Here is a 9,452-nt window from a genome sequence, read left to right as displayed (position 1 = left end):
CGTCTTCATTTGGCAACCATAGTCGGTTGCAATGATGGAAAGCCGGATGACGCGAAAGTGTCAAGTCCGGTTTGGGGAGAGGGATAGAGAAACACGCAGGCTGTGAAGTGTGAAGGTGCGCTCCGTCCCTACTCCATTCATACCAAATCCGATTTTTAAAGTCCCTTTCCCTTTATATTTTTTGGGATTTCCCCCCACACTTCTCACACCTCCTACACTTCACTTGCCTCTCTCATTCTAAAAAGGGGTAATTAACCCGGATTTCGTATCAGATCCCTATTCACTTATGCTTTTTCCTTACCAATGGCAATGCCAACCTCAAGTTATTTCGGTAAACCGAACTATCTTGACTAGTCGTTAAGCAAAAGTATGTTATATTCAGGGAGGACAAGCAAAAGTTAATTTTATTGACTTTGCAATTAGAGATTAAGTCCGCTTAGGCAAAAAGGAGGTGATGCCCATGCAAGATAGTAGTATAAGCATGGGTCCTCAAGTTGCAGTAAGCCGGCTGTGTGCCGGGGCTGTTCTCTAAGATTAACCTAAGTCTCTTTGAGACACTAGTTAATCTCAAGTAGCTAGGTTCGCTTGGAGATCCTTCCGGCAGTCTGGTTGCAACTTGAAGACCCGCTAGACCGCTCTTATCTAGGCTCCTTAGCCTATCATAAGAGCGGATAGTTTTTAGAGGTGATTTGAATAAAAGTAAGAATTTTACAGATTCTAAGTAAAGGAAAATAGTTGTTGAAACCTGGCTCTTCCCAAAGGTCAACTTTTATTCCAAAAAAATATTTCAAAAATTTTAGGTAATATTGTTTATAGATTATTTGTAGTTGTATTGCTCAGCATCGATATTTTCTATGCATATTATATAGACAATATTAATAACAATTTTTCAATAGCAAATATATAGCAGTTTTCGGTTGAGTATAAATATGCTTTGTGGAGATGCGTTAGCACAGCGGAAACGCTAGGTTTTAATTGAAATGTACTATGTATGCGCAAAAGTGCTTGGTTAATGATGAAGGGGTCTCTCCAAGCAATTCAGTCGTAGTATTATCTAAATCGAACCTCTATTCGATTCTAAAGTGATATTGCTATGTAATCTAGTAGCTTGCGTGCGTATTCACGTATAGAAACACAACAACCTAAAGTTTTACCTTCTTGCTGCTAAAGCTGAGGGGTTAATTAACAGTTCTCAGTTTCCGTTAATCAACCCTGATTATCTTGATCGCAAATAAAAATTGATTGATGTACGGGTAAAAACTAAAAATAATATGTGGGGAACATTTTAACTTTAACTCCTGTCTTTTAGGCTTTGGGTTATGCTATTGGTCATCTTAGTTTTTTAATAAAAGCTGTGCTCGAACACAAAAGTTGGCATCGAAAATAGACTTCAAGTTTCAAGCTAACCATACACAGCATGAGGGGAAACCTAAATTTCAGGTTTGATAAATATTTGAGTTACTAGGATAAAAGATATCGCATTTAATTACCTTCACTACAAAGGATGAGAACATATACTATTTGTGCAATTCTTAACCGTATAATTTTGAATTTACCTATAATTCTTATTTATATATAAATATCATTAGTAAATCAAAGTTTAGCTAAATTATCCTGCTGATAAAATTCCCAGACGTTAAATTCAATAGTATTCTTTATAACATTAAAGATATTTGATTAACTTATGAATACGCAAAACATAAGCAATTATGCAGGTATTTTCTAAGTGATTGACAAAGCAACAGTGTGAATTTTTTTTAACAAATACTATCAATTATTTAATACTATATAGAACATCATGAAACTAATCTTGGTTTAAAATCGCGATCGATAAATAATGCAGTAAGTTATATTACTTTAAGCTAATAAATAACTTACAAGTTGTATGTATAAAATATTCGGTTATCTACAAAAAAGTATTTTTAAAACAAAGAATATATTATTGCATAGTCTGAAATTATACTATGTTTGCAAGAGATAGAAAAGTCTCAAAAGAAATATTATTTCCCCAAAAAAGCTTATTTACACGGATATACAAGTATTGTAAATAGTAACCCTAAGACTTTCCCTTAAAAAATACGGACAAAAGATATGTAAAAAAAAACTGTAAAAATAATGAGTTTTAATTTGAGATAATAAAAAAAATCACCTTAAATCATAAGCAATTATGATAATAAACTTCGATATCTATATTACGTATATTTAACTATTAAGATAATATAGGACTTATATTTTCTCATGTTGCTATATTAATCAAATGATTTATAATTCGATATTATAAATAAATGTTTTTGCACTGTTTTTGCATAAGTTAATAACGAAAGTATTAATTAAAAATTCTTCTGAGCTATTAGCTTTGCAAAAAAAACTAAAATCATAGGTAGGGCAGTCTAGCCTCTTCCACAGAAAAAGATTTAGTTAATTTCAAGGAATCGTGTTTGCAGCAAGTCAAATTGTCTATGCAAGGTTGTGAGGAGAATAGAAAAAATGTCTAATTTGTTGTGGAAATCCTTGGTGGTAACTCCAGCTGTTTTTGGAGCATCCATACTTGTCTCAACTTCGGCGATCGCTGCAACTAATGCAGGGTCATCCAAAGTCTCAACAACACAAGAATTATCTCAGGCTGAAAAACAAGAGGCTTTAGCATTAAATAGTCAAGAAGTCCTAAACCAATCAGAAGTAATAGCCCAAGTTCAACAACAAACTCAACAACAGCAAACAGTTCAAGTTAGCGAACTAGAGAAAATTAATCGCTATAGTCAAGAGGGAGTTAGTGGCGATTCTCAATCCCAAGTAACATCTGTTTCTCAGTTCTCTGACGTACAACCGACTGACTGGGCATTTCAGGCTTTACAGTCTCTGGTAGAAAGATACGGTTGTATCGCTGGTTATCCTAACGGTACCTATCGTGGTAACCGTGCAATGACCAGATATGAATTTGCAGCTGGTTTGAATGCTTGTCTGGACAGGGTAAATGAACTGATTGCAACTGCAACAGCCGACCTGGTAACTAAAGAAGATTTGGCAACTTTACAGCGGTTACAAGAAGAATTTTCTGCAGAATTGGCGACATTGCGCGGTCGTGTAGATGCATTAGAAGCTCGGACTGCAGAATTGGAAGCAAATCAGTTCTCTACAACTACAAAACTAAAAGGAGAGGCAATCTTTGCTCTCACGGATGCTTTTGGTGATGGTGCTGATGACAATAACACTGTCTTCCAAAATCGCGTTCGTTTGGGTTTAGAGACTAGCTTTACCGGTAAAGATAGGTTGATCACTCGTCTTGATTCTGGTAATGCCGAAAGGTTTAATTTCAATGACGAGAACGATAATGCAGTAGATACTTTTGAAGGTACTCAAACCTTTAATGAGCCTGATAATGGTAACGATGTTGAAATAGGTAGATTGACTTACGAAGTACCTGTTGGACCGGCAAAATTATACGTGGCTGCTGCTGGTGGTAGACACAGTCACTACGCTGCTACTAATAACCCTTACTTTGAGGGTGAAGAAGACGATGACGGTCAAGGTGCACTATCTACATTTGCTTCACAAAATCCTATCTATCGCATTGGTGGTGGTGCAGGTGCTGCACTTAACTTCCGCTTTGGTGAAAAAGGCGGCATCCTTAAGGGTACTTCTTTGACCTTAGGTTATCTCGCCTCTGAAGGAAATGGTCCTGGAGAGGGTGAAGGCTTGTTTAACGGAAACTATGCAGCACTAGGTCAGTTAAACTTCAACCTTAGCGATCGCCTCGGAGTTGCAGCTACATACGTACATGGCTATCATGGTCCAGGAAGTTTATTGTTTGATGATGGCAACATTACTGAAGCTAGTGTTGGTAGCGGTCCGGCAAACTTCGGGGGACGTGTAGGAGGTTTGATTGACGGTGCGCAGAACCCTTACAGCAGTAATTCATATGGTTTATCGGCAGCCTTCAGAGCAAGCGACAAAATTTCTATCAGTGGTTTTGTCTCTTACACCGATTTGAACGGTTTTGGTAGTAATGATGATGGTGAAGTCTGGAGCTATGGTGCGGGCGTAGCCTTCCCTGATTTTGGTAAGCAAGGTAACCTTTTAGGTATCTATGCTGGTGCACAACCTTATCGTGGGGAAATTGATGGCGCAAGACCCTACCATATTGAAGGTTTCTACAAGTATCGAGTTAATGATAATGTTGCCATTACTCCTGGTATCATCTACTTAACTGCTCCCGGTCAAGGTGATGATGCAGAAGATGCCTTTATCGGTACTTTAAGAACTACATTCAGCTTCTAAAAAATTTGAGGTTTTGAATTTCAGGTTTTGAATTTGAGATTTTGAATTTGAGATCTTGAATTGGAGATTTTGAACTTGAAATCCTGAAATATTGGAGAAATTCAGAATTAAATATCTCTGATTCCTTTTCATCGGGGGTGCAGCAATGCTGTACCCCCTAAGAGTTTATGGAAAATAACATGGAAAACAACAAACCCCAGTGGAGAACCGGAGTATACTGTAATAGTAGAGAGTCTTAGCCATGCTGGTAATTATCCTTAATAATTATCTCTAAGTAAGTTTTAATCTCTCAATTTTCATCTCTAAATTTTCATTCCGCTCTGCGAAGTTACTATTTGTTGCCTGTGGAACTATCATGTAAATCTGAATATGCAATTCTGGCATTAATAGAACTTGCAGCTAAGTATCACTTGGCTGAGCCACTACAAATAAAACAGATTGCAACTAAACAAAATATACCTGACCGTTATCTAGAACAATTATTAGCAACTCTTAGGCGCGGGGGCTTGGTTAAAAGCCAACGTGGATCAAAGGGGGGCTATTTTTTAACTAGAGAACCACGAAAAATAACTGTTTTTGAAATTTTAGTATGTTTAGAAGGGTTAGATAAAATACATGGATGTGAAGAAGAAAAACAACCCAAAACAGTGGAAAGTGTTATTGTTCAAGAAATTTGGCAAGAAGCACGTTTTGCAGCGAATTCAGTTTTAAAAAAATACACTCTTGCTGATTTATGCGAGCAACGGGATTCACACAAACAGTTAGACATCATGTATTACATCTAATTTCAACTTGGTTATTATCTTGTAATAGTCGATTAAACTTTACTACTAGCAATCGTAAATTATTTCTGGATGACAAATATCTAAACTACGGTTAGTTTCAGCCTGTTAAGTTCAAAGTCTCTTAGGTTCAAAATCTGGTGGATTCAAAATCTAGTAATTAGGTATTTTTGTTTCTGAAACTCTATCTTGAGTTCTCAATTTTGTTATAAACATCTTTTTATTTCTTGTAAAAAAAACACAGTAAAATGAATATTGCTCGTAATATTACAGAATTAATTGGCCGTACTCCCCTAGTTCAACTTAACCGTATTCCCCAAGCAGAGGGCTGCATAGCAAATATTGTGGTGAAGTTGGAAAGTATGAATCCTGCAGCATCAGTTAAGGACCGCATTGGCATAAGTATGATTAATGCTGCTGAAGCTGAAGGTTTAATTTCTCCCACTAAGACAGTATTGGTGGAACCTACATCTGGAAATACTGGTATTGCTCTAGCAATGGTTGCAGCAGCAAGGGGGTATCGGTTAATTTTAACAATGCCGGAAACAATGAGTGCTGAAAGGCGATCGATGTTGAGAGCATATGGAGCCGAACTTGAATTGACTCCCGGGATAGAAGGGATGAATGGAGCAATTCGCCGAGCCCAACAAATCGTAGACAAAACGCCTCATGCGTATATGTTGCAACAATTTCGCAATCCTGCAAATGCGAAAATACACAGAGAAACAACAGCGGAAGAAATCTGGCAGGATACAGATGGAACAGTAGATATGATTGTTGCGGGGGTCGGTACCGGCGGTACAATTACAGGTATCTCTGAAATCATTAAAGCACGTAAACCTAACTTCAAAGCGATCGCAGTTGAGCCAGCGAGCAGCCCAATATTATCTGGTGGTAGACCTGGACCCCATAAAATCCAAGGAATTGGTGCAGGGTTTGTTCCCCAAGTATTAAACGTAAAATTAATAGATGAAGTAATTACTGTTACTGATGAAGAAGCAATTCATTATGGTAGGCTGCTAGCGAGAAAAGAAGGTCTATTATCTGGTATATCTAGTGGAGCGGCTTTATGTGCTGCAATTCAGGTTGCTAAACGTCCAGACAATAAAGGGAAGTTGATTGTGATGGTACAACCAAGTTTTGGAGAGAGGTATTTAAGCACACCACTATTTCAAGATTTAGAGCCAAGAGTCGCTAGTAATATCACCTAAAGATATGCTTCTGAAATATCTTTCTAAAATGCTTTTTATGAAATATATTTCTAAGAATACTTTTTCTAAAATATGAGTTCTAAATATGTCTAAATATGGCAGAACCCAATCATTATGAAATTCTTGAGGTTAGTCCGGATGCAAGTCAAGCGGAAATAAAACAAGCTTATCGTCGTTTAGTAAAGCAGTATCACCCCGATACCAATCAGCAAAATAAAGATAACGAGCAAATTATTCGTATAAATGCTGCCTATGAAATATTAGGTGACGTTCAACGTCGTCAATCCTATGATCGACAATTGGGGATTGGAAACTTTAGCTTTGATCGTCATGATCGACAAACTAGCGATCGCAGACAGAAAAGAGCAGCGACCGCGCAACAACAACACCAAGCAAAGCGCAAACGTCGAAAAAATGAAGATGAGAAAATTGAGGAATGGCTGCGCTTTGTTTATAAACCAGTTAGTAGTTTACTTCATAAAATTCTTTATTCTTTGCAACCACAAATTGAAAAATTGGCTGCCGATCCCTTTGATGATCAACTTTTAGAAGAGTTTCAGGATTATTTACAAGTTTGTCAAGACAAAATTAAGCAAGCACAAAATACTTTTCGTTCTTTACCTAACCCTGCTATTTTGGCGAGAGCTGCGGCTCATCTGTATTATTGCCTAGATAGGGTTGGAGATGGGTTAAATGAATTGGAATATTTTCCTCTCAACTACGATGAAAGTTATTTGCATGCTGGACAGGAAATGTTCAGAATTGCTGATGCATTGCATCAAGAAGCTCGAGATGCTGTGAATATATATGCTTGAGAAGAAGTCAGAAGTCAGAAGTCAGAAATCAGAAGTCAGGAGTAATACCAATTTGGAAAAATCATGAGACAAATAAATTTCTGTAGAGACGTAGCATGCTACGTCTCTACCGGAAAATCTATTTCCAATGATTTATTGAATTGATATAAGAAGTAAGAAGAAAAGTTAGATTTAGTTATTTAAATCTATATTTAATCAATATTATTTAAACTCTTTTTTAAAGACGCAGATCTAGACCGTAACAATTTTACGAAAGTATCACTTACTGTATGGTCGTTGGTGTCAGCAGCGTATTGAATTAAACTTTCTCGTAGCCCAAATGCTGCATCGGGTTCGAGCAGGTTTGCGAGTAAAAAGTAAACTCCGCGAAACCGTGGATCGCCGATGTGTTTATTTAACCTTGTTTGGATTTCTTCGCTGTCACCAAGAAAGTTTTGTACTAGAAAAAAGTCCATTATCTTATCATGGCGAAAGTACCATTCTTTCATCGCTTCGCCGTTTGTACCTTGCCATTGACGGCTGATAACCATTTTATATTTTTCGTCTTCTAAACTAAGTAATTCTTGATGAAATTCTTCTACATTCAAAGTTGTATCATGGTTAAGTCGCATTTCGTATACGGATGATGAGAATTTTTTCAGTGGAAATGGATGTCCCCATTCTTGCTGATATTCGGAAGCCATTAAGTTATATTGCTGCTCTTGCAAACGAAATAGATCTGGTTTTTTGCCTTGTGATAGCATTTGAGCAACCAAAACTAAATCCATTGGGTTAGAAATTACCCGTTTGATTGCTTTTAGTTCTTCGGGTGGTTGTCGATTGTTGAAAGCTTTTTTGAGATATTCTTTGCAAGCTTCTTTGTATTCAGAATCCTTGATGAGATAACCTACACCGTTGTGTAGTTGACGAGAAATTAAAAATTCTTCTATTTGTTCTTGTTGCAGCGGTCGTAAATAAATTATTTTAGCTGTTGTCGGGGGTTCCCATTCCAAGGGTTGGGTGGTCATGATAATATTACCCCGGAAATAGCTTTCCACAAATTGTTTGATTAATGACCTAGTATCTGCTGTAACTTCATTCAGCCCATCGATACAAATGTCAATTGCACCACTGTAAATCAAATTTTTCAGGAATCGAGCATCTTGTGCTTGTCCGTGTAGTTTTGCTTGAATTGCTGCAATAACACCTTTTTCACACTTGCTAGCAGGTAAATAAACTACAGTTGAAAGAGAGTTTTTTGCTAGGTATCGCAGAAACATCGACTTACCTAAGCCCGAATCCCCAATTAAGACAGTTTGTCCTTTGATATTTGGTATTGCTTCGGCGATCGCCAGAAATTGTTTTGAATTGGGATTTTTGACAACTTTTGATGATGAAAAGTAGGATTGTTGGTCAAAGTTATTTAATCTAGCATCTGCAAGTAAAGAAATTTGGAACGGTTCAAATAGTTTGCGACGCAGAAAAGGAACCCAGGTAAGCATAAAGCCGACATAACCCATACCAAAAATTTTTCTTACCCAAGGATTCCAGAAAAAGATGGCTTGAATTTGGGGAGATTTGGGGTAAGCAAAGATGAGTAAAAGCCAGAAAGCAGCGTGAATTAAGATGATATTTCTGAAATTGTAATACCATTGCCAACCTTTGAGCTTAATGATTACTGACTCAATGGAATCAGCTTCGTTGTACCCAGCTTTTTTGAGGTTATTGCGGTGAGTTTCCAGTAAAAAAATGTCTTGGGTTTTCCAAGAAGCTAGTTTACTAACTTGAACTATTCTGTAAGCTAAATCCTTGCGTAATCTTAATCCTTCGCTGGGTTGCCAAATTTTAGCAAAGAGTTCTAAGGTTTCTTTAGCTTCCTTGTGGGTGATTTTAGTAGGAATTTTGCTGCGATCGTAATGTCCCAACCATTTTAGTAGAATTTTTGTTTCTTCAGTTCCACCAGCAAAGAAGTAGGTTCGGAAGCGCCATTCATCTAAGGATGATTGCTTTGGATAGTAAAAGTTGTTTAAAACCAACAAAATTTGATTTAAATTTAGCTTTTCAATTTTTCCTAAAGCTTGTGCTGCATGAACATTTAAATCAACGTTTTCATCTTTGAGGATAGCGGCGATATCTTGAACGTAGGGTTTAGCAGCATCCCCTAAATTCCCTAAGGCTTCTGCTGCACTACTGCGAATATAATCATCAACGTTTTCATCTTTGATGACAGTAAGAATATCTTGAACGTACGGTTTAGCAGCATCCCCTAAATTCCCTAAAGCATAAGCTGCACTATGGCGAATATTTGAATCAACCTTTTCATCTTTGATGAAAGTAAGAATATCTTGAACGTAGGGTTTAGCAGCATCCCCTAAATTCCCTAAAGC

5 protein-coding genes are annotated in these 9,452 nt (G+C 37.1%); 4 read left to right on the top strand and 1 reads right to left on the bottom strand.

Annotation, left to right across the window (positions count from 1 at the left end; genetic code table 11):
- Window positions 1–2,487: 2,487 nt before the first annotated feature.
- From QNJ50_RS27570 to QNJ50_RS27555, 4 genes are all read left to right on the top strand, one after another.
- Window positions 2,488–4,278, top strand: a complete 1,791-nt coding sequence (locus QNJ50_RS27570) for an iron uptake porin (protein ID WP_300642089.1) — start codon at window positions 2,488–2,490, stop codon at window positions 4,276–4,278.
- Between the two features lie 344 nt (window positions 4,279–4,622).
- Complete coding sequence (locus QNJ50_RS27565) at window positions 4,623–5,063, top strand: Rrf2 family transcriptional regulator (protein WP_300642086.1); 441 nt, start codon at window positions 4,623–4,625, stop codon at window positions 5,061–5,063.
- A gap of 245 nt (window positions 5,064–5,308) precedes the next feature.
- Window positions 5,309–6,271 (top strand): cysteine synthase A, encoded by a 963-nt coding sequence (gene cysK / locus QNJ50_RS27560; protein ID WP_300642083.1) that lies wholly within the window; start codon window positions 5,309–5,311, stop codon window positions 6,269–6,271.
- Window positions 6,272–6,366: 95 nt separating this feature from the next.
- On the top strand, window positions 6,367–7,086 hold the full coding sequence (locus QNJ50_RS27555) for a DnaJ domain-containing protein (RefSeq protein WP_300642080.1): 720 nt from the start codon (window positions 6,367–6,369) through the stop codon (window positions 7,084–7,086).
- A gap of 191 nt (window positions 7,087–7,277) precedes the next feature.
- Here QNJ50_RS27555 and QNJ50_RS27550 read toward each other — a convergent pair.
- On the bottom strand, window positions 7,278–9,452 hold a 2,175-nt coding region (locus tag QNJ50_RS27550; RefSeq protein WP_300642077.1), incomplete at its 5' end, for a PBS lyase.

Source organism: Mastigocoleus sp. MO_188.B34 (genome assembly GCF_030065675.1).
In the GTDB taxonomy this organism is placed as follows: Bacteria; Cyanobacteriota; Cyanobacteriia; order Cyanobacteriales; family Nostocaceae; genus Mastigocoleus.
The sequence above is the reverse complement of the archived record's forward strand: the minus strand, read 5'-3'. Positions and strand labels throughout refer to the sequence as shown.

Bases quoted from the DNA above. Each gene is read 5' to 3' on its own strand.
- QNJ50_RS27570 (WP_300642089.1), top strand. From the start codon at position 2,488: ATGTCTAATTTGTTGTGGAAATCCTTGGTGGTAACTCCAGCTGTTTTT.
- cysK (WP_300642083.1), top strand. From the start codon at position 5,309: ATGAATATTGCTCGTAATATTACAGAATTAATTGGCCGTACTCCCCTA.
- QNJ50_RS27555 (WP_300642080.1), top strand. From the start codon at position 6,367: ATGGCAGAACCCAATCATTATGAAATTCTTGAGGTTAGTCCGGATGCA.